This window comes from Micromonospora sp. WMMA1949, from assembly GCF_027460145.1.
GTDB lineage: Bacteria > Actinomycetota > Actinomycetes > Mycobacteriales > Micromonosporaceae > Micromonospora.
In genome coordinates, this window is the sequence record NZ_JAPZBG010000001.1 from 2,775,725 (window position 1) to 2,799,423 (window position 23,699).

Sequence of the window (23,699 nt, forward strand, 5' to 3'; positions counted from 1 at the left end):
CGAAAGGCGAGCTCTGTGAGAATCGTGGTGGCGCACAACCGGTATCGGGAAGCCCAGCCCTCCGGCGAGAACACCATCGTCGACGCGGAGATCGCCCAGCTCACCGCCGCCGGCGTGGAGGTGCTGCCGTTCCTGCGCAGCTCCGACGAGATTCCGTCGATGTCCAAGCCGGCCAAGGCGCTGCTGCCGATCTCGCCGATCTGGGCGCCGAAGGCCCAGCACGACCTCGACCGCCTGCTCACCGAGCACCGGCCGGACGTGCTGCACCTGCACAACCCGTACCCCCTGCTCTCGCCCTGGGTGGTGCGGACCGCGCACAGGCGCGGGGTGCCGGTGGTGCAGACGGTGCACAACTACCGGCAGGTCTGTTCCTCGGGCCTGTACTTCCGCGACGGCGTGATCTGCCAGGACTGCCGGGGCCGGGCGCTGGGCGTGCCGGCGATCGTGCACCGCTGCTACCGCAACTCCCGGGCGCAGAGCGCGCTGATGGCCACCACGCTCGCCGTGCACCGCCCGACCTGGAAGTCGGTGGACCGGTACATCGCGCTCACCACGGCGGTCGCTGATCATCTGCGCGACTACGGCATCCCGGACGAGCGGATCGTGGTCAAGCCGAACGCGGTACCCGACCCGGGCACCCCGGCGCCGGCCGGGAACGGCTTCCTCTTCATGGGGCGGCTCAGCCCGGAGAAGGGCCTGGACCTGCTGCTCTCGGCGTGGCGGCGGCACCCGGTGGGCGCGCTCGGCCCGCTGCGCATCGCCGGTGACGGCGAGCTGCGTCCGCTCGCCGAGGCGGCCGCCGCCGAACGGCCCGACGTGCACTACCTGGGCCAGCTCGACCGCTCCGGGGTACGCGCCGTGCTGGCCGACAGCTCCGTGGTGCTGGCCACCTCCACCTGGCACGACGTGCTGCCCACGGTGATCATCGAGGCGCTGGCGTCCGGGCGGCCGGTGCTCGGCACCGCGCTCGGCGGCATCCCGTATCTGGTGGGCGCGGACGGCCCGCGCGAGCCCGCCGGCACCGGCCCGGCCGAGGTGGCCACCGCGGCGCCGGGCGACGGGCGGGTCGCGTTGCCGGCCGGGGTGCAGCGCGGCGAAGCCGGCTGGGTGGTGGCGCCGGAGGTGGACGCGCTGGCCGCAGCGTTGCCGCTGGCCGCCGCCGAGGCGGGAATGCTCGCTGGTCCGGCCCGGTCCCGCTACGAGCGCACCTTCCACCCCGACGTGATCACCAAGCGCCTGATCGACATCTACGCGGGCTTGCAGAGCCGCGCCTGACGCGATCTGACCACTTTGCGTTACTGGTAGGTGCGCATCTGCGTCGGTCACCATCTGTGACGGGCGGTTTCTCGTCGATCCGTGCCCTCGATCATCGATCATGGCTCGAGCTGCTCGAATGCCTAGAAGCCGGCTTCGCCGGTAGATGCCCGTCCGCCCCCTTTGCTCTGCAGCCATCGACGCGGCAGTGACCGAGAGTTCCTGGTGCGCTTATGGCTGCAGAGCAAAGGCGCCGAAGGCGAACCGCCCGCCCTCGCAGGGGCATCACTATCAGTGACCGACGTCCGGTGCGGCGACAGAAGGGATCGGCCGCGCGGGGCCATCGGCGCGTCCGCCATGGTGGCCTTCTCACTGACCACGATGGCGGAGCGGGGCGAGGGCGGGAGAAGGCTTCAGCGTAGGGAGGCGCGGGCGGAGAAGGCGATGCTCGCCAGCAGGAAGCCGCCGTTGACGACGGTGAACGCCACCATCACCCAGAACGCCAGCGCGGGCGCGAAGGCCAGCACCAGACCGGCCACGAAGATCACCGCACCGTAGTCGCGGACCAGCTTCACGAGGCGTACCGGGAGCGAGGTCGAGGTGACCATGCTCGCCGCGTTAGGCCCGGACTGCATCACCGACGTCACCAGGTTGACCATCCAGGTGCCCGCGAACACCGCCACCAGCCACACCGGCGTGGACGGGCGCTGTGCCACGGCTGTCGCGCCGATGGCGGCCACCAGCGCGATCTGGGCGGCCACGTCGCAGAGCACGTCGATCCGGGCGCCGGCCGTGCTGCGCTGATCGGTCACCCGGGCGAGCTGCCCGTCGGCGCAGTCCAGCGCGTACGCGATCTGCCACGCGACCAGCGCGAACAGCCCGACTGCCCAGGCCGGTACGGTGCCGGCGGCCACGTCGTCGGCGAGCGCCACCACGGTGATCGAGGCGGCCAGCCCCAGCACCAGGTTGGTCAGCGTCAGCGCGGTCGGGCGCAACCCCAGGCGCTGGGCGGCAAGCGCGAAGGCAGCCCCGATCCACTGGCTGATCGACTCGCTGAACAGGCCGCCTCCCCGGTTGACCCGGTGGAAGTCGGCGACGGTGGGGCGGGGCTCAGCCAATGTGGTCGCGGAGGGCACCGGCGTAGTCTGCCAGCCGCTCCCGCGTCTCGGTAGCCGACATCGTGAGGTGTTCGAGGATGGTGTAGCGGTCCGGCCGGGTGGCCGGCGCGAACTGCACCGCCTCGACGAACTGGTCGTCGGTCAGCTCGACCTCGGCGGGCAGCCGGGGCAGTCCGTGCCGGGTCAGGCAGGCCGCCATGTCGGCGAACCGCCGCTCGTCGCCGCGCAGGTACGTGCAGAACAGCGCGCCGAGCCCGGCCAGCTCGCCGTGCGAGGCGGTGCCGGGGAACAGCGCGTCGACCGCGTGCATGATCTCGTGGCAGCCGCCGCTGCACGGCCGGCTGGTGCCCTCGATCGCCATCGCCAGGCCACTGGAGATCAGTGCCTCGGCCAGCACCGTCACGAACGCGTCGTCGCTCATGTCACCCGGATGGTTCAGCACCGCCTCCGCGCCGGCCCGGGCCAGCGAGGCGGCCAGCCCGTCGACGCGCTCGCCGCGTACCTGGCGGGCGAGATCCCAGTCCGCCAGGGCGCTGATGTTGCTCACCACGTCGCCGATGCCGGCCCGGTTGTGCCGTTCCGGCCCGGCCTCCACGAAGTCTAGATCCACGATCACCGCGATCGGGATATGCACGCCGTAGGAGCCCTTCAGGCCCTCGGTGATCAGGCTCGCCACCGGGGAGGCGATGCCGTCGTTCGCCAGCGCGGTCGCCACCGAGACCATCGGCAGACCGCGCCGGGTCGCGGCGTACTTGGCCACGTCGATGGTCTTGCCGCCGCCGATGCCGACGACCGCGTCGTACGACCGGGCGCGCAGCTTCGCCCCCAGGTCGTCGGCGGCGTCGAGCGTGCCCCCGGCCACCGTGAACACGTCGGCCGAGCGCAGCGACGGCCGGATCAGTTCGGCGATCCGTTCGCCCTGCCCCGGCCCGACCACCACGGCGACGTCGCCACCGGCGGAGATCCGCCCGTCGGAGAGGATCGACGCCAGGTCGGCCACCGCGCCCCGCCGCACGTCGATGTGCAGCGGGGTGAGGACGCTGCGGGCTAGTAGCGGCACGCGATCTCCCGCGCCCGGGCCAGATCGGCGTGGTTGTCGACCTCGACCCAGGACACGTCACCGATCGGGGCCGCCCGCACCTCGCCGCCGCGCTCGGCGAACTCCTGGTAGCCGTCCTCGTAGTAGAGGTTCGGGTCGCGTCGCCAGGTCGCCTCCAGGGCGTCCGCGAGCGGCACCGCCACCTGCGGCTCGATCAGCGTCGCGCCGATGTACTCGCCGTACGCCTCGCCCGGGTCCATCAGCTTGGTGATGCGGGTGAGCTGGCCGGCCGCGTCGAAGGTGGTCTTCATCTCCTCCTCGGCCAGCGGCTTGAGGGTGTCCACTGCGAGCAGGATGCCGGGGCCGCGCTCGGCCAGCAGCGTCTTCTCCACGCTCACCGGGTGCACGGTGTCGCCGTTGACGAGCAGCACGCCCCGGGAGAAGTGCTCCCGCGCCAGCCAGAGCGAGTACGCGTTGTTCCACTCCTCGGCCTTGTCGTTGTGGACCAGGGTGAGCGTGACGCCGTACTTCTCCTCCAGGGCGGTCTGGCGCTCCCGCACCGCGTCGGCCGCGTAGCCGACCACGATCACTACTTCGTTCAGCCCCACCTCGGCGAGGTTGCGCAGCGCGATGTCGAGGATGGTGGTCTCCCCGTCGACCGGCACCAGGGCCTTGGGCAGGGTGTCGGTGTACGGCCGCAGCCGGCGCCCCGCTCCCGCGGCGAGCACCATCCCGATCATGCCGACACGCTCCTCTTCTCGACCCGATTCCACCCGGCGAGGATATCGCCGGACGCGGACCCGCCGTGGTTCAGCCCGTCAGCCCGATCGAGCGCAGCGCGGCGAAGCCGTCCTCCGCGATCCGCCGGATCAGCCCGTCGTTGACGTCGCGGTGCTCGTCGAGCAGCGCGATCTCCGACTCGGCCAGCCAGCGGAACTCGGTGTGCTTGCCGGCCTCCAGCCGGGGGCGGCTGAGGTCGCCGTCCACCCGGACCAGGAAGTCGGTCTCGATCCGGGTCAGTCCGTCGTCGGCGGTGTAGCGGTATTCGCCGACCAGGCCGAGCACGTGCGACACGGCCCAGCCGGTCTCCTCGGTGACCTCCCGGCGCAGCGCGTCGTCGATCTCCTCGCCCGGTTCGAGGTGGCCGCCGACGATGTCCCAGCAGTTCGGGAAGAGGCGCCGATCGGGGGACCGGCGTTGGATGAAGATGCGGCCGTCGTCGTCGACGATCAGCGCGCCGGTGCAGCGGAGGGGCTCGGTGGGCACCCTCCGACAGTAGCCATCCGGGCCGTATCCGGCGATGCCCGTTCTTGTCCCGGTACGCATCGAGGGCCCACCATGTCCGTACTCAGTCGCCGTCCCACAGGGGTGATGTGTGATGCAGGTACGGGAAGCGATGTCCAACGAGGTACTCGTGGTCGGGCCGGAGCACACGCTCCGGCAGGCGGCCCGGATGATGTCGGCCCGCGGTGTCGGGTCGGCGGTCGTGATCGACCCGGACTCCGAGGGGGTCGGGATCATGACCGAACGAGATGTGCTGAAGGCGATCGGCGCCGGGCTCGACCCGGATGTCGAGCGCACCGGAGCACACCTGACCTGGGACGTCGTCTACGCCGGCCCGGACTGGACGGTCGAGGAGGCAGCCGCGGCGATGGCCCGGGGCGGGTTCCGTCACCTGGTCGTGCTCGACGGCCGGGAGGTGGCGGGAGTGATCTCGGTACGGGACCTGATGCGGGTCTGGGCGGGACAGCACGCGCCGACCCGTACCTGATGTTCTCCGGCGCGACCGGCGCCGGAGAAAGGGCGATGGCCCGGCCGATATCGGCCGGGCCATCGTCGTATCTGTTCTCGGTCGTGCCCGCCCGTCAGGGGCCGACGAAGACCGAGGTGCCGCGCCAGTCCACGTCATCGACGCCCGGACCGCTGCGCACCGTGGCGGAGCCGGTCGGCACGCCGTCCGACCACGCCATCGTGGACAGGTTGCCGGTGCTCCGGGAGACGACGTAGAGCGTGTCGGCGTCCAGGAACAGGCCGCCCGCGTCGGCGAAGGCGGTGGTGCCGGTGACCGTGTTGCGCTCGGCGCCGACGGTGCCGGTGTCCGGCGCGAAGCCGCGCCAGAACAGCGTGCTCTGACCGGCCAGCGAGTAGTAGATGCGTCCGCTCTTGTAGAACATCGCGGTCACGTTCGGCAGCTCCGCGGAGAAGTTGCCGGTCATGCCGGCGTACGTGGAGCCCTCCGGCGCGGAGCCGGTGACCACCAGGTCCCACTTCGCGTCGTGGTACGGGTCCAGCTTCTTCGGGGTGCCGAACTCGCTGCCGTCGAACGAGCGCTTGTAGAGGTCGCCGCCGACGCCGTAGAACAGGTCACCGCCGACCCAGAACGCGCCCTTGATGGTCGACCAGCCGGTGTTGTCGCCGTTCGGCACCGACATCGCGTTGCCGACCGAGGTCGCGCCGTCGTACGTCCGCTTGGTGATGCTGTCGACGGTGGTGGCCGGCGGCACCGGGGGCAGCTTGACGATCTCGATGCCCTGCACCAGCGGGTTCTCCAGGACGCGACCGAAGTCGATGTCGATGTTGCCGTCACTGGTGATCGGGAACGCCCGCATGGTGCCCCGGTTGGTGGCGCCGATCGCGGCGATCGGGTCGAAGTTGCTCAGCTTGACCACACCGTCGATCGACACGTTGAACTTGCGCTTGCCGGCGGTGGCGGTGCCGGACCAGCGGTTCGCCAGGTAGAGACGCACCTGCACCGGCGTCCCGGCCGGGACCGGGAAGTCCCACTGCATGTCCGGCGCGGGCGACTCGTCCCACCGCTCCGCGTTGAACAGCTCCACCGGCGTACCCGACGGCACCGTCCCGTCGAGCGTGGCGTTGGTGGTGTAGCTGGTCACCTGGTTGCCGGCGTTGTGGTAGGTGCTCGGCGCGGCGGCGGTGTCCGCGGCCCAGGCCGGGCCGCTCGGCGCGGCGAGCTGGTCGCCGCCCGCGTTGACCCGGTAGAGCACGTCCGAGGCGTCCGGGGTGGGCGCGGTCTTGACGATCTCGATGCCGTGCAGCAGCGGGTTCTGCAGCACCCGGCCGAAGTCGATGTCGACCACGCCGTCGCTGACCACCGAGATGGACTGCATGGTCCCGCGGTCGGTTCCGCCGGCGGTGGCGACCGGGTCGAAGTCGTTCAGCTTGAGCACGCCGTCGATGCTGACGTCGAACTTGCGGGCGCCCGGCTTGCTCGTGCCGGACCAGCGGTTGGCCATGTAGATCCGGACGTCGACCCGGGTGCCGGCCGCGACCGGGATGTCCCACTGCATGTCCGGGGCGGTCGACTCGTCCCACCGCTCGGTGTTGAACAGCGTGGCCGGCGTGCTCGCCGGCACGGTCGGGTCGAACGTCGCGTTCGTGGTGTAGCTGGTGACCTGGTTGCCGGTGTTGTGGTACGGGCTCGGCTCGGTGGCGCTGTCGGCGGCCCAGTCCGGTCCGCCGTCGGTCGCCGGGATGGCCGGACCACCGGCGTTGACCCGGTAGAGCACCTCGGTCTGCGCCGCGCGGCCGGCCTGGTAGACGTTACCCGGCAGGCCCTTCGTGCTGGTCGAGTGCGGCGTGCTGCCGCCGTCCAGCGGGAAGAAGGCGATGCGCTTGCGCTGGTAGTCGAAGTTGCCGATGTACTCCTGGTCGCTGCCGAGCCAGAGGCCCTCCTGGGTCACCAGCATCTCGGTGACGCCGTAGCCGCGCGGGTGGCGGCCCGGGTTCCAGGACAGCGGCAGGCCGCTCACCGGGTCGAGCGCGGCGATGCTGGCCCGCGGCACCGCGCCCGGTCCGGCCTTGTCGCGGGCGAGCGGGTTGTTCGACCAGCGGAAGTGGCCGCCGACGTAGATGGCCTTCTCGCTGATGCCGACGGAGAGGAAGGTGTCGCCGCCGCTGAAGTTCGTCCAGGTCGGCTTCTGGTCGGGGCCGGTGGCGGCGGTCTCCCAGCGGGCCGCGGAGTCGCAGAGCGTGCCCGGGTACGACGCGCCGGTGGTGACCACCACGAAGTACTTGCTGTCCGGGGAGAACTGGACGTCGCGCACCCACGAGTCGAACGCGGTGTACTTGCAGGCCGCGGAGTAGCCGTCGGTGTTCCAGTCGGAGACGGTCGCCGAGCTCTCGCCGAGGTTGATCCGCACGATCTGGTCGTGCACGACGCCGTCGGCCTTCTTGAAGTTGCCGATCACCACGAGGTGCTTGCCGTCCGGCGAGACGGTGAACTTCTCCACGCCGACACCGGCGGAGGCGCCGTTGTTGGTCGGGGTCCAGTTGTGGTTCTCGGTCAGCGACACGGTGAGGTAGTCGTCCACCGCGCCGGTGGTCGGGTTCAGCGAGGCCAGCCCGTTGCGGGTGGTCGTCGCGGTCACCGTGGTGAAGATGCCGCCGACCAGCAGGTGGCCGTCGATGAGCGCGATGTCGTTCACGGTGCCGTTGAACGCCGGGCCCTTGAACCCGTCGACGGGGGTGCCGTCGGCGACGTTCAGCAGGGCCAGCTTGCGGAAGTTCTTGTCACCGACCTTGTTGAACTTGCCGGCGACGTAGACCGTGCCGGGGGTCGGGCCGGCGATGATGGCGGTGACGTCGTTGTCCAGCACCGGCGCGAACGCGTTGTCGATCTTGCCGGTCGCCTTGTCGAAGGCGAGCAGACCGCGGCGGTCGACCGGGGTGGGTGAGGAACCCCGGTTCTGCGCGTTGGTGAACGAGCCGCCGACGATCACCTTGCTGCCGGCGTCGTGGATGGCCAGGACGTTGCCGTCGTTGATGTTCGGCGTCTTGTCCGAGGGCACCTCGCCGACCGTCGTGCTGTGGTCGGGCGCGGGCGCCGTGGCCGGCGCGGCGAGCGCCGGCACCGGTGTGAACAAGGTGGCGATGCCGAGCACGGCAGCGCCGAATGCGGACACCGAGCGGTGTCTCAGGATCGAGGAAGCCACAGGCTACTCCGGGGGGAAACGTCGGAGGCGCTGCGATCGTGGTCGGTGCCGACATGAGGCGGGGCGTCACTCGACCGACCGCAGACGTGAGAGCAATACCTTCTCGCATTCGGCCGTCGCCCGTCCACCCGGGTTCGGCCTTTTTGACCGAGGAAACGCCCCCGGTCACACGAAAAGACGAGCGACGATCACTCGTCGGACACGGAGGGTGTTGCTGAGGAAACGCTCAGGTCGGGCATCGGCGGCTGGAAGTACGGATCGGCCGCCATCTCCCGGAAGACCTGCTCGCTCTCCGGGTCGTTGCCGAACGTGCTGTCGTAGATCGGCTTCTCCGTCTGCCGGGCCGCGAAGTAGACCGCCGCCTTGATCTGCGGGTGCTTCTTCAGGTACGGCCCGACCTCGCGCATCCATTCGGCCCGCTGGCCCGGCCGCCCCTCCTGGGTCAGGCCGTACTCGCCGATGATGACCGGCCGCGGATGCTTCTTGGCGAACGCCATGAAGTGGTCCATCCGGTTGGAGAAGCTGTTCCACTCCGGACTGGGATAGACGTCCGCGCAGAGCCAGTCGACCTGGTCGTCGCCGGGATAGTAGGCGGCGGCCCGGCGCTGCGGCTCGGCGAACCCGTCGGCGTGCGGGCACCACACCCAGCCCGCGTTGGTCACGCCCATCTCGGTGAAGATGCCGCGCACGTGCTTCCAGGCGGCGACGTAGTCCTCCGGCGAGTGCATGCTCGCGGCCAGGTTCGGCCGGTCCATCTCCCACCGGTAGCGCAGCAGCACCGGGACGCCGAACTCCTTGATGTCCTTCGCGCGTTGCCGGATCAGCGAGTCGTAGACGCCGCTGACGGTGGACCGGGTGTCGGTGCCCTGCCACGAGATCATCTGGAGTTTGCCCCGGCCCTGGTACAACTTCTCGGTGGCGCTCGGGAACGGCTCGTTCCACTCGTGGAACATGTGCGCGATGGCGAGCTTGCCGCCGGCCGCCCGGTTGAAATCGTCGAACGCGGCGACCCGCCCGCTGGCGTTGTGGAACTGCGGCTTGACCCAGGTGCCGAGCCAGGCCCCCTTCTCCGGCGGCTCCGGCCCGAGCCCTGTCGTGCGGACCGGTGCGGTCCGCGGTGTCACAGTCGGTGGGGGCGGCGCGGCCTTCGTCGTCTCGCCGGACCCCTCGGAGCCGATGTCACAGGCCGCCACGGCCGGGGCCAGGAAGGCCAGGCCCAGCACGGCAGCCATCGTCAGTCGTAACCGTCGTACCACCGCAACCTCTCCCCAGGACGGTCGCCGGCCACGGTAGGGCCCTGACGGATCCGCGGGGGCGGAGAGGCACGCCGGGCCGGGCGGGCGACCCCTGGCACTCTACCTGTGACGCGGCCCTCAGGCGGGGTAGCCGAGTTGTGCCAGCAGCGGCCCCGCCTGAGCCATCACATCGGCCAGATCCTTTTCGGTCAGTCGCTGCCGCCAGCGTCCCACCGAGCCCGGCCGGGCCTTGGCGAAGCGGGCGTGCAGCGCCTCCCGTCCGGCCGGGTCGCGGACCTCCAGGAAGTCGGCCACGGTCTCGGCCGCCTCGGCCGGGCGGGTGACGACGTCCTCGTACCGCAGGTGCCGTACCCGCTCCGCGGGCAGCTCGGCGAGCTGGGTGAGCGCGCTGCTGGTGAACCGCCGCCACATCCAGGCCGACCGGCCCAGGTCGGAGACCTGGGTGAACTCCTCACGCCGCTCCGGCTCCACCCAGAACCGGGGCGCGGCGCCCCACGGCGTACCGCCCCGGCCGCTGCGGCCACTGCCGGTGGACGCGGCGTTCAGCCAGGGCTGCTCGGCGTGCGACACCGCCACGTCCCGCCCGTCCCGGTAGACGTGCAGGAAGACCGCGTCCGGGAAGACCTCGGTCAGGAACGGCACGATGAAGCAGTTCTCCGGGTCCTTCTCGGCGAAGCGCAGCCCGCCGTGCCCGGACGCGGCGAGCAGCGCGCCGTAGTAGCCGCGGAAGTAGCGGGCCGCCCGCTGCGGCGTCCAGCTTCCCTCGTAGACACAGCGGGCGACCGCCTTGGTCAGGCGCGGTTCGAAGTGGTACGACACGTCCGGCAGCGCGCCCACGCAACTGCCGAGGAACGTGGTGCCGGAGCGCGGGGCGCCCAGGATGAAGATCGGCCGCTCCACCTTCAGGGTGAGCCGGCGGCCGCCCCCCTCCACCGGCCGTTCCAGCTCGCGGCGTTCCTTGCGGTCCGCCAGCAGGCCGACCGCGGCGAGCTTCGCGGCCTTGACGGTGGACAGGCCGGAGTGCGGGGCGTGGGGGGAGTCGCTGGTCATCGAAGGTCCCATCGGTGCGCAGGATCGGTCAGGACTGGGCGGCCGGGTCCGCCCCGGCCCGGTTGCGGCCACGGCGCAGGGCACGCAGCGCGTCGAGGTTCAGCGTGCGCCGCCAGCGCCAGACACCCGCCGCGTACGCGGCCAGCCCGGCGAGGGCCACCAGCGCGAGCATCGGCGTACCGGCGCCGAGCACTGTCGCCGCGCCGAGCGGCAGGCCCAGCGTGACCACCGCGAGCGCCATCGCGGCCCGGGTGCCGGCACCGAACGGGTGCAGCCGCATCGACCACCAGAGCTGGGTCAGCGGCACCAGATTGGTGACCAGGATGGAGACGGTCCAGGCCAGCGCGGCGCCGAGGATGCCGTACCGCGGGATGAACACCAGGTTCCCGACCACGTTGAGCACGGTGCCGGTCATCGCGTTGTAGAACGTCCACGCGGTGCGCCCGGCCATGTTGAGCACCATGTCGACCATGCCGCACCCGGTGGCCAGCAGCATGGTCAGCGCCAGCAGCACCACTACCGCGCGGCCGTCGGCGTAGTCGCCTCCGAACAGCGCCAGCATCGGCGTGGCGAAGGCCGCGAAGATCAGGTACGCGGGCCAGGAGAGGATCACCAGCCAGCCGGTGGCGACCTGGTAGAGCTGACCCGCCTCGGCCCGGTCGTCACGGGCGAACGCGGCGGCCAGCCGGTGCTGCACCGAGCTGGACAGCGCGACGCTGGAGAGCTGACCCAGCGCCAGGAACCGGGTCGCCGCCGTGTAGATCGCCGCGTCCGCCGGCCCGCGCAACGCGCTGAGCAGCACGATGTCCAGCCGTTGCACCACGATCGCGGCCAGGCTGCTGATCGCGCGAGGGCCGGTGAACCGCCAGAACGGCCCGGCCAGCTCGCGCGCCGACACCGGCCGCGTCACCTGCCGACCGGCCCGGCCGACCAGCCGGCTCAGCCAGAGCAGTGCGACCGCCGCGGCGATCAGGTACGGCACCGCCCAGGCCAGCGGCAGCCCGACGGTGGCGGACAGGCCGAGCCAGGCGGCCACCGCCACGCCCAGGAACTGCACGAGTGTGCGACCGAGCCGCTCCACTGTCAGCAGTGGGCGCATCTGGCCGAAGCCGCGGCAGGCGGCGAGCGCGTAGTCGTTCAGCGCGGCCAGCGGCACGAACGCCAGCAGGATGCGCAGCGCGGTGACCGCCTCCGGCCCGGCCTCCGGCATGGTGGCCCGGGCCAGCGCCGGTGCGGCCAGCCAGCCGGCCAGCCCGAGCAGCGTGCCGACCACGAGCACCGGCAGCAACCCGACCAGGATCGTGCCCCGGATCTGGTCGCGGCGGTCGAGGGTGCGCTGGCGGCTGACGAAGTAGACGGTGCCGACGTCGGTGCCGAGCCGGGCCGCCGACGCCGCGATCATGAACGCGCTGGTAGCGGCGAAGAACATGCCCGCCTCGCGGACCGACCAGCCCCGGGCGATGACGATGTTCAGGCCGAACCCGGCCACCGCGGCCAGCCCGACCCCGACCAGGTTGGCGAAGCCCTGCCGGGCCGCGCCGCCCAGCCCCGCGCCCGGTCCGGGGGGCGGTGCGGTGAGCGTCGGGGTGCCGCCGGCGTCGGGCCGGGTCACCGCCGCCACGACGGCACGCGTCCCCACCACGTCGCCAGCCGCTCGTCGTACGGCGCGAAGTGGTCCTCCAGCCGGGCCCGCAGCTCCGCCGACATGGGCGAACGGGAGCGCGAGTTGTGCTTGCCGAACGCGATGTCGGCCCAGCGGGGCAGCTCGAGAAAGTCGCAGACCGCGTCGAAGGAGGGGCGCGGGTCGGCGAAGAAGTCGTCGCTGTCGATGACGTGCATGCGGTCCCGGCCGACGAGCGCCTCCAGGCGCTCCAGCTGCTCGATGTAGCGGCCCCGGGCCAGGTACGCGTTGTGCTGGAGGTGCTCGCTGGCGTACGACGCGGAGCTGATCATCCGCTCCCGCTCGCCGGCCGTACGCGACTCCTCCAGCGCGAGCGCCCGCTCGAAGTCCGCCTCGGTCTCGTAGCCGCGGGCCAGCTCGTGCGAGTGCGCGGAGTAGGCCCGCTCCACCGGGTCGCGCAGGAGCACCAGCAGCTTCACCGAGGGCAGGTCACGGGCGATGCGCTGCCCGGCCAGCGGGTGGAACATGTAGTACGGGCTGGACTCGCCGGTGATCCCGCGTACCCCGATCTGGGCCTTCACCGCCTCGGCCTTGCCGGTGGTGGGGAAGTGCCCGAGATACCAGCTCATCCCCCGGTGGTAGTCCATGTCGAAGTAGTGCACGCCCTTGTGGTACGCGGGCGGCAGCACACCGGGATGCTGCGAGAGCGTCTTGAACAGCGAGGTGGTGCCGCAGCGCTGCGCCCCCACGATCAGGAATCCCGGCACCATCCGCGAACCGGCGGTCAAGCGGCCGACCGTCCGGCTCACCGACTTCACCGCGCGGAGCGCCTGCTCCTTGGCCAGCGTCACGTCCCCACTCCTCAACTCAGCCGGCCCGGCGGGCCAGGTGTTCCTCAACCGCGGGCAGCAGCCAGGTGTCGACGTGCCCCAGCCGCGCACCCGCCTCCGCCTGCCGGTCACGCAGATAGCGCGCCGCCAGCTCCACCAGGTAGAGCACGGCGACCAGATCGGCGCCCCCACCGGTCTGGTCGAACGGCGCCAGGGTGGCCCCGGCGCCGGCGATCAGCGCGCGGGCCGCCTCGACGGGTTCCACCCCGTCGTGGCTCATCGCGCCCTGCACCGCCAGGTGCAGCGCGTCGTAGCCGGCCGGCACGTCGGCCTCGAACCGTTCCCAGTCCCAGACCAGCACCCGGCCGTCGGCGAGCACCGCGCTGTTGCCGCCGTTCCAGTCCCCGTGCCAGGCGCCGAACGCCACCATCGGGTCGGCGTCCGCGACGGACTTCAGCGCCGCACGCAGCCGTCCGGCCTCCGGCCGGGGCCCGAGCGCGTCCACCGCCGCGGTGAGCCGGGCGGCGTGCCCGCTGCCCGCCCAGGACTGCCGGCGTACGCCGAGACAGCCGGCGACCGCCACCATGGCCGCGCGTTCGGCGGCCTGGGCGGCGGCCGGGGTGGCCCGGGGCAGTCGTACCGGCAGCGCCTCCTGCACCAGCAGCGCGTGGCCGTGCCAGTCGCCGTGATGGCGTACCCCGGCCAGCACCACCGGCCCGAGCGGCACCTCGGCGAGGCGGCGCAGCGCGTCCGCCTCCGCGTGCACCAGCGCGCGGGTCAGCGGGTCGACGCCGAGCTTGGCGTACCCGAGGGCCCGGCCGTCCGGGGCGAGCAGTTGCAGCACCGGCTTGCGGTTCGCCCGGGCGGGCCCGATGTGCAGGCTGACCAGGGCCGGTTCGCCGAGCACCTCGGTCAGGTACGCGTCCAGCCCGCCGCCGTCGACCACCAGCCGGTCGCGGAACACCATCGGGCCCAGCCCGAGCCGGAACGCGGTGGACAGCCCCTGCCGGACCAGCTTGGCCTTGCGGCCGACCGCCTCGGTGGAGTGCCGGACCGCGCTCGCCGCCGCCCGGCCGGAGCCGGTCGGCACCAGCAGCCGGGGGCGGGACGCGGACGGCACCACCACCCAGCCGGCGCCGCCGCGGCGCAGGCCGGGCTCGGCCGGCGCGGGCCAGATCAGCCCGGCCAGTTCACCGAGGTACGCGGCACGGCCGTCGCCGTCCGGGGGTACGCGGAACACCATCAGCGGTCACCGGTCGTTTCCAGTCGGGCCCGTAGCCCGGCGATCGTGCCCTGGGGTGGCTCCGGCGCCAGCGACCGGCGGATCCGGTCGTTGCGGGCCAGCAGGGCGACTGTGATCAGGGCGTAGGCGAGTGTCGCTTCCATCGCACCGTAGGTGAACTGGAAGAAGAGCATGAGGATGAGCACGAGCGTGCCGGCGATCCCGATGGCGCTGTGGTCGCGCCGGTAGCGCCAGATGCAGTAGAGGAAGAACGCGTTGTAGCAGATGGCGCCGACCCAGCCCTGCCCGACGAGCAGCGCCCAGACCTGGCCGTTGCTGCCCAGCTCCCGGTTGCCGCACTGCTTGCAGTCCTCGGACTTGCCGATGGCGATGGACCGGTTGCTGCCGATCAGCGCCCGGTTGCCGCCGTACCCGAGGACCGGCGACTGGTTGGCCGCGGTGACCGCGCCCTGGGACAGGGTGGTCCGGATGTCGTCGCTGTGGCCGTTCTGGAGGCGTTCGTCGAAGGTGCGGCCGAGCGGTGTGGCGACGATCAGCACCCCGATCAGCCCGACCGCCAGGGCGAGCCCGCCGAGCACCACCATCCGGCCGCGCAGCGCGAGCCGCAGCGCGACGTACGCGGCGGCGATGCCGAGACCGATCCACAGGCCCCGGTTCAGCGAGTAGACGATCGGGAAGATCGCGGCCAGCGCGATCGCCACGCCAGCGGTACGGCGCAGCGGCTTGCCCAGCACGACCCAGCCGACGATCAGCCAGACCAGCAGGATCGCGGTGTTCTGACCCCACGAGTTCGTGTAGGTGAACGGCGCGGACGGGCGGGGCGAGCTGGCCTCCCCCTCGATCACCTGCTGCACCTGCGCGAACTTGATCTCCATGAGCGAGGTGACGTACGGGTGCCCGGCGATCGACTGGGGCAGGACGAAGCGCAGCGGCGCGACGAACTTGAGGTTCGGGAACAGCGAGCCGATCCAGCCGCCGAGCACCACGACCACGCCCATGAACCCGAACAGCCGGACCATCCGCCGCTGGGACAGCTCCCGCTCCCGCAGGTTGTAGACGTAGAGCATCGTCACGGTCATGGCGACGTAGTTGGCGAGCCGGATGCCCCAGCCGATGTACTTGCCGCTGCCGCCGGGCGGCAGCGTGTTCGGCGCGGTCAGGTCGAGGGTGAGCACCGACAGGAACACCCAGAGCAGCAGGACCATCCAGATCCCGAAGCCGGGTGGCACCCGGATCGGGCCCCGCTTGCGCATCTGCGCCACCATCGGCACCGCGAAGATGACGAAGACGAAACTCGACACGCCGAGCACCCACCACAGCGGGTACAGCAGGAAGACCGAGATCAGCGGCCATGCCGTCGGCAGCCGCCACGACCAGCTCTCCGGCCGCGCCGTCACCGGCCGGAGGCGGTTCCCGTCCGGCGGTGAGACCGCCCCGACCGGGACCGTCCCGCGCGCGGTGCGGGGCGGGGTGGCGGTGCTCATTTCACGGAGACCTTGGCGGTGGTCGGCGCGTAGATGACCCACGCGTTGCCGGGCTGGGGGTGCAGGAGGTCACCGCCGGTGTCGGCGAGCGTGCAGATCATGCCCAGGCCGGGCTTGCGCCACCGGCCCTTCGCGCTGTTCGGCCCGGACACCGCCAGCACCGCGCCCTCACCGAAGACGTTCGCCGAGGGAAGTGAGCGCGGGGACGGATTGCGGACGTCCAGCGTGCGGTATTCCATCGTCAGCACGATGACGGCGGCGGCGGTCACGGTGACCTTGCCGACCTTGGCCGCCCAGAGGGACTTCGCCTGGTCGTACCGCCAGACCATCGGCGGGCCGCCGGCGACGGTGACGGTGAGTTCGGTGGCGGGGGCGAGGTCGCGGGCGGCGAGCGCGTCGCCCTCGCCGGCGTGATCGATCGGCGGGGTGGGCGGCTGGCCGCCCTTCGGGGCCGCCTTGAGCAGCGCGGCCGTCGACGTGTAGTCGCCGGAGAAGACCTTGCTGTCGTCGTCGGGCGTGACGCCGTCGAGGTCGGAGTTCTCGAACTGGGTGAGGAAGCCGGGAGGGCCGCCGTCGTAGCCGACGAACGGGCGCAGCACCGCGAGCGACCGGATGTCGACCGGCCGGATCTCGGTGACCGGGCCGATCTTGGCGGCGTCCCTGGAGTGGAACACGGCGGTCAGGTGCAGCGTGTCGGACTCGGCGAACTCGGCGTAGACCAGATCGGCGGCCTCAAGGCCGGCCGGGGTGGTCGCCGGGCTCACCCGCAGCGGCACCGCGACCGCCTGGCGGGTCGCGGCGGCCGGGGTGCCGACCGGCGCGCCGGTCAGCGGGCCGGTCGGCAGGGTCGGCGAGGCACTGGCCCCGGACGGCGAGGCGGTGACGTCGCCCGGGTCCACCACCTGGATCTTGCCCGGCTTGGGCTCGGGCTCGCTGCACCCGGTACCGACGCCGAGGACGACGGCGGGGGCGATGGCGGCGCGGAGCATCTGCCGGCGGTTCACCCCAGGTCCTCGCCGGAGTCGAGGGCGTAGCTGCGGCCGTCGCCGTCACCCCGGGAGCGGTACGTGCCGCCGGTGCCGTTGAGCGGCACCGGCTTGCCCGGCACGCCCTGGTTGCCCGGGCTGGGCGGCGGGGTGGCCTTGCCGGGTGCCGGCTTGGCCGGGCCGGGCCGGGACGACTGCATGCGCGGCAGCACCATCGTCGACTCGGCGGACGGGCCGGGGCTCGGCCGCGGCTTGGGCCGGGCGGCCGGTGCCGGCGGGGTGCTCGACGCGCCCGACGTGCCCGAACCGCCCGAGGACGCCGGCCGGGCGGCGCCGGCCGCCGGTGCGGGCAGGCGCGGGGCCAGCACGGCACCGATCACCGGCGCGTTGACCTGCTCGAACTGCTGCAGGGCGGCGGTGATCTCGCCGCTACGGGTCTTGCCCGCCTCGGCCACCATGATCACGGCGTCGACGTACCGGCCCAGGGCCTGGGCCTCCACGGCGAACGTGGGCTGGGCGGTCTCGATGATCACGTGGTCGAAGCGCGCGGACAGCTCGTGCATGATCTCCAGCAGCCCGGCGACCGGCAGTTCGACCTCCGCGTCCAGGTCGCCCGGCACCAGCACCCGGAGCTGGCCCAGGCCCGGCACCGGCGCGAGCGCCTTGAGCGGGGGGACGTCGCGGCGCAGCACCGAGGCCAGGTTGTGCCGCCCCTCGGCCACGCCGGTGATGGTGCCCACCATCGAGTCGTGCTTGGTGGTGATCAGCGCGACCTGCTGGCCGGTGCGGGCGTACGCGGCGGCGAGGTTGGCGGCGACGAACCCGGCGGCGGTGCCGGCCGAGGCGTCGCAGAGCAGCAGCTGGCGGCCGCGTCCGCCCTGTGCCGGTTCGGGCACGGCGGACAGCAGCACGTTGCGCAGCCGGCCCAGCTCGCGGGACACCCGGTGGGTGGCCGGCAGGACGGCGAGCGAGGGCGTGCGGACCGGTAGCTCCAGCAGCAGCGGCACGCCGACCCGGTCGGAGATGTCACGGCCGCGCCGGATCCGGGTGTCGAGCCGGTCCAGCACCAGCGCCAGCACGATGCCGAGCAGCAGGCCCGCGCCCATGCCGCTGGCGAGGTTGAGCGTGCGGTTCGGCGAGCTGGGCCGCTCCGGCAGCCGGGCGTCGGAGATGATCTCGCCGGGGTCGGAGCCGGCCGACACCAGCGGGCTGAGCCGGTTGTTCAGGTTGGTGATCTGGCTGGTCAGGACGCTCCGCTCGGCCTCGGCCCGCTCCCGCTCGGGCGAGTTCGACGGGGACGCGGCGATCCGCCCGGCGACCGCGCTGAGCTCCTTCTGGAGGCCGGCGATCTGCTGCTTGAGCGCGTTGGTCTCGTTCTCCAGCGTCTTCTGCGCGGTGGCCTTGCGCAGGTCCAGGTACGCCTGGGCGAACGCGTGCGAACCGGACTGGGCGCCCTCGGCGCTGTTCGCCTCGTACGCCACCTGCAGGATCTGGCTGTTCGGCGGCACCTTGACGGTCACCGACTTGACGAGCTGGTCGGCCCCGGTGTCGACCTTCATCAGCGCCTTGGCACGCTCGGCCACCACCAGGGAACGGACCACCTGGGCCTCGGTGTCGAGGTTGACCTTGGCGTTCGGGTTGTTCTCCGCGCCCGAGCCGAGCGGGCGCACGAGCAGCGACGTGGTCGAGGTGTAGCGCGCCTCCTGGACCTGGCTCAGCGCCAGCCCACCGCCCAGCCCGAGGACCGCGGCGAGCAGCAGGATCCACCAGCGGCGGCGCAGCCAGCCCAGGTAGGCCATCAGGGCAAGACCGTCGGCGTCGCTCTCGGCCAAATGGGGTGAGGGCATCAGAGTCTGTCGCTCCCTTTCGACCGAGCCGGGCAGTCCACGGCACAGCTGGACCTGACCGTGGCCTTGAGTGTCCCCGATCCGAACGACGAGGGAAAGTCTGCTCACGTTCCGGTAAGCCTGCCCGGGTGTGGGCAGCCCGCGTAGAAATGGCCGATCGGCGCTGACCATTCGGCGGGTTTCCCGGTGTCGGGCCCGACCTGCCCCCGGATAAGCCGACGTCGCCGACGGCTCTCGTGCGGAGCGGTGACGGAATCCTGACACATCTCACTTTCTTCCGGTGTCCCGGCCCGGCCTTCCGGCGGTAACGGGCTGACCTGGACGGCGACCGGTCGGTGCATGTCCCAGTGACGGGAATCGAGAGGTGAGCCGACCGGCGCGTCAGGATCCGTCCAATGGCCCCTTCAGTTGCCCAGGGGCGCGCCAGTAGGTTGTCAGGACGCGTCCGAGGGGCTTTCACAAATCCGGACGCGTCATCCGCGTACGGGAGGAAATCTGTGGTGAGCGGGTCAACCGAGGACTCGGGGCAGGTCCTGCTGGTGGGGTCCAGTGGCGGGCACCTGGCCCAGCTCCTGGCCCTGGAACCGTGGTACCGGGATCGGCGCCGCGCGTGGGTCACGTTCGACACCCCGGACGCGCGCTCGCTGCTCGCCGGTGAAGACGTGGTCTGGGCGCACCACCCCACCACACGCAACGTCAAGAACCTGGTACGCAACGCGTTCCTCGCGCTCAAGGTGATCCGCCGGCGTCAGGTCGACGCGGTGGTCACCACCGGCGCCGGGGTCGCCCTGCCGTTCGTGGTGGCGGCCCGCATGCGCAAGATCCCGACGGTCTACATCGAGGTGTACGACCGGATCGACAGCGCGACGCTCACCGCCCGGCTCTGCCGCCCCTTCCTCTCCGCGATGCTCGTGCAGTGGGACGAGCAGCGCCGGATGTACCCGGAGGCCACCGTCGTGGGGAACCTCCTCTGATGGCGCACATTCCGCAGCAGCGGGACCGGCGTTCCGCGGCACCGTACGTGCTGGTCGTCGTCGGCACCGACGTGCACCGCTTCGACCGGCTGGTCGGCTGGCTGGAGCGCTGGCACGCGGCCCGGCCCGGGGTCCGGCTGGTCCTCCAGTACGGCCACAGCCGCACCCCGGCCCTGCCCGAGGCCACCCCGTTCCTCGGCCACGAGGAGCTCCAGCGGGCGATGGCGGAGGCGACACTCGTGGTCAGCCACGGCGGCCCGGCCACCATCACCGAGGCCCGGCGCAACGGCCACCTGCCGATCGTGGTGCCCCGCGACCCGTCGCACGACGAGCACGTCGACAACCACCAGCAGCTGTTCTCCCGTCGTCTGGGCGCGGCGGGCATGGTGCGGCTGTGCGAGTCCGAGGCCGAGCTGCTCGCCGCGCTCGACGAGGGCCTCGCCGACCCGAGCCGGTTCGTCCTGGCCGCCGACCCGGGCCGTCCGGACCCGCGCGCCGAGGCGGTCGCCCGCGTCGGCGCGGTGATCGACGAGCTGGTGGCCCGCCGGGTACGGCAACGAGCCGTCGGGCGTCGCGGATGAGCGCCCCGGATCCGGCTCCGCCGCGGGTCCTCTTCGTCGGCGGCCTCGGCCGCAGCGGCTCCACGCTGCTGGAGCTGCTGCTGGCGCAGAGCGCCGACGTGTGCGCCGTCGGCGAGGTGGTGCACCTGTGGGAGCGGGCGCTCGGCGCCGACGAGCGGTGCGGCTGCGGCGAGCGGTTCACCGCCTGCCCGTTCTGGCGGCAGGTCGGCGACCAGGCGTTCGGCGGCTGGGCCGCTGTCGACCGGGACGACGTGCTGGCACTCAAGGACCGCGTCGACCGGACCCGGCACATCCCCCGGCTCGCCAAGGAATCGCTCCCGCCGGAGCAGCTGGCCGACGTGCGCCGCTACGCCGACCTGTACACCCGGATCTACCGGGCCGCGCTGTCGGTGACCGGCGCCCGGGTGGTCGTGGACTCCAGCAAGCACGCCTCGCTCGCGTTCGCGCTGCGCTGGGCCGAAGGGCTCGACCTGCGGGTGCTGCACCTGGTCCGGGACAGCCGGGCGGTGGCGTACTCGTGGGGCAAGCAGGTGCGCCGCCCCGAGGTGGTCGACGGCGAGGACTTCATGCCGACCTTCTCGCCGTTCGAGGTGAGCAAGCTGTGGACCGCGCAGAACGCCGCGTTCCACCTGCTCGCGTCCCGGGCGAAGGTGCTGCGGCTGCGCTACGAGGACTTCACCGCCGACCCGGCCGGCACCGTACGCCGGGTGCGGGACTTCGCCGGCCTGCCGGACGACCCGGCGGCGCTGCGCATCCTGGCCGGTGCCGACGACACCGGCGCGGCCCCCGAGCCGGCCGCGCCGTTCCGTGCGCACAGCGTCGCCGGCAACCCGTTGCGGTTCAGCGGCGGGCCGTTGACGGTGCGCCGGGACGAGGCGTGGCGGGACCGCCTGCCGCGCCGCAGCCGTGCCGTGGTCAGCCTGGCCACGCTTCCCCTGCGGGTCCGCTACGGCTATCTGGGCCAGCGGGGATCCGACGAGTCCGTGGAGAGAGCATGAGTGGGCCGAGCATCTCGGTCGTCGTACCGACGCGGGACCGTCCGGAGCTGCTGCGTGCGGCGCTCGACGCGATCCTCAGCCAGGCGCACCCGGGCCTGATCGAGGCGATCGTGGTCTACGACCAGTCCGAGCCGGACCGGTCGCTGGAGACCGATCGGGGTGACCGCCGGATCCGGGTGATCACGAATACCCGTACCGCCGGGCTGGCCGGCGCGCGCAACACCGGCATCGAGGCCGCCACCGGCGACTGGGTGGCGTTCTGCGACGACGACGACGAGTGGCTGCCCGGCAAGCTGGCCGCCCAGTTCGGGGCGCTCGACGCGCACCCGGACGGCGCGCTGGTGAGTTGCGGCATCCGGGTCAGCTACGACGACCGTACGGTGGACCGTTCGCTGGACCGGGCCCGGATCTCGCTGGAGGCGCTGCTGCGCGACCGGCTCACCGAGCTGCACCCGTCCACGTTCCTGATCCGCCGGGCCGCGCTGCTCGACGCGATCGGCCTGGTGGACGAGCAGATCCCGGGCAGCTACGCGGAGGACTACGAGTTCCTGCTCCGCGCCGCCCGGTACGCCCCGCTGGTGAACGTGGAGAGCCCGTACGTGCTGGTCCGCTGGCACAAGCGGTCCTACTTCGCGCAGCGCTGGGAGACCATCTCGACCGCGTTGCAGTGGCTGCTGCGCCGCTACCCGGAGTTCGCCACCGTGCCGCACGGCGAGGCGCGGGTCGCCGGGCAGATCGCCTTCGCGCAGGCCGCCATGGGCAACCGGCGGGACGCGGTGCGCTGGGCCCGGCGCACGCTGGCCCGCAACCCGAAGGAGCCGCGCGCGTACCTGGCGCTGGCGGTGGCGAGCCGTGCGGTGCAGGCCGACCGGGTGCTGCGGACGCTGCACAAGCGCGGCCGGGGCATCTGAGCCGTACGCGAAACGGGCGGGCGACCGAGGTCGCCCGCCCGTTGTCGTCGCGTCGCGATCAGGCCGTGCAGAAGGACTTCCACGCCTGGATGCTCGGCTGGTCGAGCAGCCGGAAGTCGCCCTGGTCGACCGTCTGGTTGTAGTACGCCACGAACTCCGGGCGCTGGCCGTTGAGGAAGCCGGTCATCGACCGGATCCAGGCCGCCCGTCCGGTGCCCGCGTCACCCGGCACCAGGTCGCTGCCGGTCTCCGCGACGCCCCACGGCTTGCCTAGTGCCTTCGACTTGCTGATCATGGGGCCGTAGATCTCCTGCGGCGAGGCGTACCGCTTCCACTTCTTGCCCCAGTTGTAGCAGTCCCAGCCGAGCGCCTCGATCACGTCGCCACCGGGGTAGAACGCGTCGAAGCTGCGCCCGGACTTCGGATCCAGCGTCCAGCACATCAGGATCAGCGTGTTGATGAGCTTGGGGTTGCCGGTCCGGTCGGCCAGGCCGGCGATCCGCTTCCACGCCGTCCGGTACGCCGCCGTGCTGAACGCGCCGCGCTCGACGTCGTCCTCCGGCTCGTGGAAGTACGACCAGTAGACGTTGTGCTCGCGCGGGATCGAGGAGAACCAGGAGGTCAGGCGGGAGTCGAACTTGCCGGTGTTGACCTCCTGCGGCGAAGCCTTGAAGGACACCACGACGGTCCGGTCCACCACGTCGGCCCGGCTGCCGGACCAGGCCGGCGGCAGGCCGGGGAAGAAGATCCGGGCCATCCGCAGCTTGCCGAAGGTCCGGTCGGACCGGGCCAGCGCCTGACCGAACGTCTCCCCGCTCTGCACACCGATCGAGGCGCCGGGCAGCGTCAGTCGCGTACCGCTGAAGGCCGGCCCGGCGTCGGCGGAGGCCGACGGACGCGCCGAGGGCTTGCCGCCGAGACCCTGGTCGGCGGTCGGCGACGCGCCCGGGGTGGCGGGCGTGCCCGGGCCCATCGAGGTGGCCGGTCCGACCGAGCCGGGCGTCCCGCCGGCCTGCCGTTCCGCCGCGTCGGGTCGCAGCGTGGCCACCGCGACCCCGCTGCCGGCCACGGCCAGGACCAGTGCCGCCGCGAGGGCGACCCGCCAGCGACGACGGGAGCCTCCGGGCGACGGCGCGGGGGCGAGCGGCGGCGCGGGCGGGCGGCCGGGCCCACCGGTGGCCGGCCCGTGTGGAACGTCCACCGGGGGCGGTCCGGTCAGCGTGGCGGTCGCCGCGGTGCCGCCGTCGTGCTGCGGCGCCCAGCCGTTCGTGGTGCCGGGTGCGGCGTCCCAGCCGGCCGGGTCGTGCCCGGGCCCGTCGTGGTGACCGGCGCCGGGCCGTTCGTGCTCGGGCCAGGGCAGGTCACCGCCGGCGCGGGCCGGTGCCGGTGGTGGCGCGCTCTCGGCCTCCGGCCAGGGCAGCGACGGGCCGCCACCCTGGCGCGGAATGTCCTGACCCGGCCACAGGCCGGTCGGCTGCCCGAAGGCATTGTGCGGCTCTCGGTCGGCCGGCATGACCCTCCCTGGCTGTCGGCGGCCCGTGGTCGGGCTCAGATC

At 72.4% G+C, this 23,699-nt stretch carries 20 protein-coding genes; 6 read left to right on the forward strand and 14 right to left on the reverse strand.

The genetic code is table 11. From position 1 onward, the window contains the following. The first annotated feature begins 15 nt into the window (after positions 1-15). Positions 16-1,275, forward strand: a complete 1,260-nt coding sequence (locus O7607_RS13130; protein ID WP_269703470.1) for a glycosyltransferase family 4 protein — start codon at positions 16-18, stop codon at positions 1,273-1,275. Between the two features lie 392 nt (positions 1,276-1,667). Here the strand turns inward: O7607_RS13130 and O7607_RS13135 are convergent, their stop codons facing one another. The 4 genes from O7607_RS13135 to O7607_RS13150 all read right to left on the reverse strand — a co-directional run bounded on the left by O7607_RS13135 (position 1,668) and on the right by O7607_RS13150 (position 4,677). Then, on the reverse strand, positions 1,668-2,390 hold the full coding sequence (locus tag O7607_RS13135; RefSeq protein ID WP_269703472.1) for a CDP-alcohol phosphatidyltransferase family protein: 723 nt from the start codon (positions 2,388-2,390) through the stop codon (positions 1,668-1,670). Then, positions 2,365-3,432, reverse strand: coding sequence for an iron-containing alcohol dehydrogenase family protein (locus O7607_RS13140; RefSeq protein WP_269703473.1), 1,068 nt, complete (start codon positions 3,430-3,432; stop codon positions 2,365-2,367). The genes O7607_RS13135 and O7607_RS13140 overlap by 26 nt, the downstream gene beginning before the upstream one ends. After that, on the reverse strand, positions 3,420-4,151 hold the full coding sequence (locus O7607_RS13145; RefSeq protein WP_269706965.1) for a phosphocholine cytidylyltransferase family protein: 732 nt from the start codon (positions 4,149-4,151) through the stop codon (positions 3,420-3,422). Before O7607_RS13145 ends, O7607_RS13140 begins: the two co-directional genes overlap by 13 nt. 70 nt (positions 4,152-4,221) lie before the next feature. Continuing rightward, positions 4,222-4,677 (reverse strand): NUDIX domain-containing protein, encoded by a 456-nt coding sequence (locus O7607_RS13150; RefSeq protein WP_269703476.1) that lies wholly within the window; start codon positions 4,675-4,677, stop codon positions 4,222-4,224. A gap of 112 nt (positions 4,678-4,789) precedes the next feature. On the opposite strand from O7607_RS13150, the gene O7607_RS13155 reads away from it, so the two are divergent. Next, positions 4,790-5,182: a CBS domain-containing protein gene (locus O7607_RS13155; protein ID WP_269703478.1), complete on the forward strand. Its 393-nt coding sequence runs from the start codon at positions 4,790-4,792 to the stop codon at positions 5,180-5,182. A 94-nt stretch (positions 5,183-5,276) separates the two neighbouring features. On the opposite strand, the gene O7607_RS13160 is transcribed toward O7607_RS13155, so the two are convergent. The 9 genes from O7607_RS13160 to O7607_RS13200 form a co-directional block, all read right to left on the reverse strand. Further along, positions 5,277-8,333, reverse strand: coding sequence for a malectin domain-containing carbohydrate-binding protein (locus O7607_RS13160; RefSeq protein WP_269703481.1), 3,057 nt, complete (start codon positions 8,331-8,333; stop codon positions 5,277-5,279). 218 nt (positions 8,334-8,551) lie between these two features. Beyond that, on the reverse strand, positions 8,552-9,595 hold the full coding sequence (locus tag O7607_RS13165; protein WP_269703482.1) for a glycoside hydrolase family 26 protein: 1,044 nt from the start codon (positions 9,593-9,595) through the stop codon (positions 8,552-8,554). A gap of 141 nt (positions 9,596-9,736) precedes the next feature. Next, on the reverse strand, positions 9,737-10,669 hold the full coding sequence (locus O7607_RS13170; protein ID WP_269703485.1) for a sulfotransferase family protein: 933 nt from the start codon (positions 10,667-10,669) through the stop codon (positions 9,737-9,739). Between the two features lie 28 nt (positions 10,670-10,697). Continuing rightward, positions 10,698-12,311 carry an MATE family efflux transporter gene (locus O7607_RS13175; RefSeq protein WP_269703486.1) on the reverse strand — a complete coding sequence of 538 codons (1,614 nt, stop codon included), beginning with the start codon at positions 12,309-12,311 and terminating at the stop codon, positions 10,698-10,700. Continuing rightward, positions 12,278-13,141: a sulfotransferase family protein gene (locus O7607_RS13180; protein ID WP_269703488.1), complete on the reverse strand. Its 864-nt coding sequence runs from the start codon at positions 13,139-13,141 to the stop codon at positions 12,278-12,280. The genes O7607_RS13175 and O7607_RS13180 overlap by 34 nt, the downstream gene beginning before the upstream one ends. A gap of 16 nt (positions 13,142-13,157) precedes the next feature. Then, complete coding sequence (locus O7607_RS13185) at positions 13,158-14,363, reverse strand: hypothetical protein (RefSeq protein ID WP_269703490.1); 1,206 nt, start codon at positions 14,361-14,363, stop codon at positions 13,158-13,160. Continuing rightward, positions 14,363-15,847, reverse strand: coding sequence for an O-antigen ligase family protein (locus O7607_RS13190; protein WP_269703492.1), 1,485 nt, complete (start codon positions 15,845-15,847; stop codon positions 14,363-14,365). Before O7607_RS13190 ends, O7607_RS13185 begins: the two co-directional genes overlap by 1 nt. After that, positions 15,844-16,851, reverse strand: coding sequence for a DUF3048 domain-containing protein (locus tag O7607_RS13195; protein ID WP_269703493.1), 1,008 nt, complete (start codon positions 16,849-16,851; stop codon positions 15,844-15,846). The genes O7607_RS13190 and O7607_RS13195 overlap by 4 nt, the downstream gene beginning before the upstream one ends. Next, positions 16,848-18,680, reverse strand: coding sequence for a Wzz/FepE/Etk N-terminal domain-containing protein (locus O7607_RS13200; RefSeq protein WP_269703494.1), 1,833 nt, complete (start codon positions 18,678-18,680; stop codon positions 16,848-16,850). The genes O7607_RS13195 and O7607_RS13200 overlap by 4 nt, the downstream gene beginning before the upstream one ends. Positions 18,681-19,177: 497 nt before the next feature. Between O7607_RS13200 and O7607_RS13205 the strand changes: the two genes are divergently transcribed. From O7607_RS13205 to O7607_RS13220, 4 genes are read left to right on the forward strand one after another with little or no spacing between them, the layout of a single operon-like run. After that, positions 19,178-19,654: a polysaccharide biosynthesis protein gene (locus O7607_RS13205; RefSeq protein WP_013289269.1), complete on the forward strand. Its 477-nt coding sequence runs from the start codon at positions 19,178-19,180 to the stop codon at positions 19,652-19,654. Continuing rightward, positions 19,654-20,235 carry a glycosyltransferase gene (locus tag O7607_RS13210; protein ID WP_269703495.1) on the forward strand — a complete coding sequence of 194 codons (582 nt, stop codon included), beginning with the start codon at positions 19,654-19,656 and terminating at the stop codon, positions 20,233-20,235. Before O7607_RS13205 ends, O7607_RS13210 begins: the two co-directional genes overlap by 1 nt. Continuing rightward, the gene (locus O7607_RS13215; RefSeq protein ID WP_269703496.1) at positions 20,232-21,233 is read left to right on the forward strand and encodes a sulfotransferase family protein; all 1,002 of its coding nucleotides are present in this window, start codon (positions 20,232-20,234) and stop codon (positions 21,231-21,233) included. The genes O7607_RS13210 and O7607_RS13215 overlap by 4 nt, the downstream gene beginning before the upstream one ends. Beyond that, positions 21,230-22,144 (forward strand): glycosyltransferase family 2 protein, encoded by a 915-nt coding sequence (locus O7607_RS13220; RefSeq protein ID WP_013289266.1) that lies wholly within the window; start codon positions 21,230-21,232, stop codon positions 22,142-22,144. Before O7607_RS13215 ends, O7607_RS13220 begins: the two co-directional genes overlap by 4 nt. A gap of 58 nt (positions 22,145-22,202) precedes the next feature. On the opposite strand, the gene O7607_RS13225 is transcribed toward O7607_RS13220, so the two are convergent. After that, positions 22,203-23,657 (reverse strand): hypothetical protein, encoded by a 1,455-nt coding sequence (locus O7607_RS13225; RefSeq protein ID WP_269703498.1) that lies wholly within the window; start codon positions 23,655-23,657, stop codon positions 22,203-22,205. Positions 23,658-23,699: the final 42 nt, after the last annotated feature.